A 1,930-nucleotide genomic window follows, 5' to 3' on the forward strand; every position below is an offset into this window, starting at 1 on the left:
CACCACGCCCGAGCAGGCCCAGCAGGCCAGCCGACCCGACGAGGATCGGCCCATCGACCCTCCCGACTCGCCACAGCGCCCCGCGCCGTCGAGCCCGCTGCCGTCGAACTCGCCGAAGCGGCCTGAGCCCGGACTGGCGATCAGTGTCTTCGGACCCACCCGGGTGTTGTGGCGGGCACCGGGACGGGTGGAGTCGATCGACATCACCTCCCGGTTGCAGCCGCGCAGTCGCGCGGCGCTCACGGTGCTGGCCCTGCACCCTGAGGGCCTGAGCAGGGCGGCGCTGATCGAGCGGCTCTTGGATGAGCCCGACTCGGAACGAGCCGGGCACACGCTGACCAACACGCTCAGCCGCCTGCGCACCACCCTCGCCACCGCTACCGACAACCAAGTCACCGCCTTGCTCAGCGACGACCGCACGCACTGCCGCTTGTCCGAGGACACGATCACCGTCGACTATCGCGAGTTCGCCGCGGCCGTCGCCTCGCGCCGCCGCGCCACCGATGACCAGGACCAGGCCGCCGCCTGCCGGACGATCGCGACCCTGGCGACCACCACCCTGGCCACCGACCTCGACTCGGCCTGGGTGGAACCCCTGCGCGAAGCCGCCCGCCGCGACACCCGCCACGCGCTGAGCTGGCTGGCTCGCAACGGCGACCTCGACCCTCGCGACACCCTGGGACTATTCGAGACAGCCGTCGACAACGACCCCTACAACGAAACCCTCTGGCAGCACATCCTGCGCTTGCACGCGCGACTCGGCGAATACGACACCCTCGCCTCCACCTACTCACTACTCACCCGCAGACTCGCCGAAATCGGCGAAACCCCCAGCCGCGAAACGCACCGACTTCTCGAACAACTTCGCAAAACTGCCGAATAGAACCGGTCATCGGCACCCATGCGCCGCCGAGCCGATGAGAGAATCCGCGACGCCCTCACGCAGGGCAACGAATTATCGCCGAATTGACGGTCGATGCCTGAATGGATTTCCCTGTACGATCGAAATAGGCGGCATGGGTCGCAGGGTTATTCACTGCACCGGCCCGGATTCGTATATATTCTCGCCTTTCGAAAACTGTTCTCGCGAAATTGCGAATCGGTAGGTGCCGCAGTTCGCCGCTCGCGATCTTGATGTGGTCAATTGGTGGGGCATTTCGTGGGGCAATCCGTGGGGCATTCGGTGGGGCAGTCAAGACGCCCCACTCGGGTGCAGAGAAACCCCTGGTGAGAGTGTATTTCCCCGGCTGGGGGTCATCCAGGATTGTCTATATACAAAGCTATATAGACATGCTTCGCCGTCGCTCGTCGGCGGTCTCGGCGGCTCTGTGTCGTGCCGTCCTCGCCTCTGCTGTCCTGTCCTCGTGTCTCTTGCTCCTGCCCTTCTTCGCTCCTTTCATTCTTTTTGTTTTTATTGCTTTTTCGGTGGTGTCGTCGTTTCGGTCGGGTGGGGCTTGTGCGCGTTTCATTTCATTCTTGCGTTGTCGAATAGAAGGACTCGAGAATAAATTCCGGAAATTGCCGCATTTTCGGGTTGTGGACTCGTTGTGAGCCGAGCTAGCGTCGAGATGTGCCCCGGAATTCGCCGGGGAATCCACGAAAAATCCGATTGGTGGCCTCGCCACACGTATGCCACGATCCGCGTGGCGGTACGTGATTCGGGTTCGACTTTCTGGAGATGAAATGACTTCACCTCGGTTGGGTAATGGTGAATTGCGGCGCATGGTCGCCGGTGTGCTGGCTGGCGATCCGGGCCGTGAGTATTCCCCCCGGGAGGTCGCGAAAAACCTGGCGCGTTCTTCCGGTGCGGTCGGCAACGCGCTCGAGGCACTGACTGCCGCCGGTCACGCCGACCGTACCGCCGCCTCACCGCGCCGCTACCGCGCCAACGCCCACACCGCCGCCGCTGCCGCCCCGGCCATGTCTGCCC

General features: G+C 63.9%; 1 protein-coding gene and 1 pseudogene. Both read left to right on the plus strand.

Annotation, left to right across the window (positions count from 1 at the left end):
* Positions 1-883, plus strand: an 883-nt coding sequence (locus HOV91_RS38950; RefSeq protein WP_217441611.1) for an AfsR/SARP family transcriptional regulator, incomplete at its 5' end; no start/stop codon positions are given.
* 800 nt (positions 884-1,683) lie between these two features.
* Positions 1,684-1,930 (plus strand): annotated as a pseudogene (locus HOV91_RS38955) (AAA family ATPase); the annotation flags it as partial.

This window comes from Nocardia barduliensis (assembly GCF_013315795.1).
In the GTDB taxonomy this organism is placed as follows: Bacteria; Actinomycetota; Actinomycetes; order Mycobacteriales; family Mycobacteriaceae; genus Nocardia; species Nocardia barduliensis.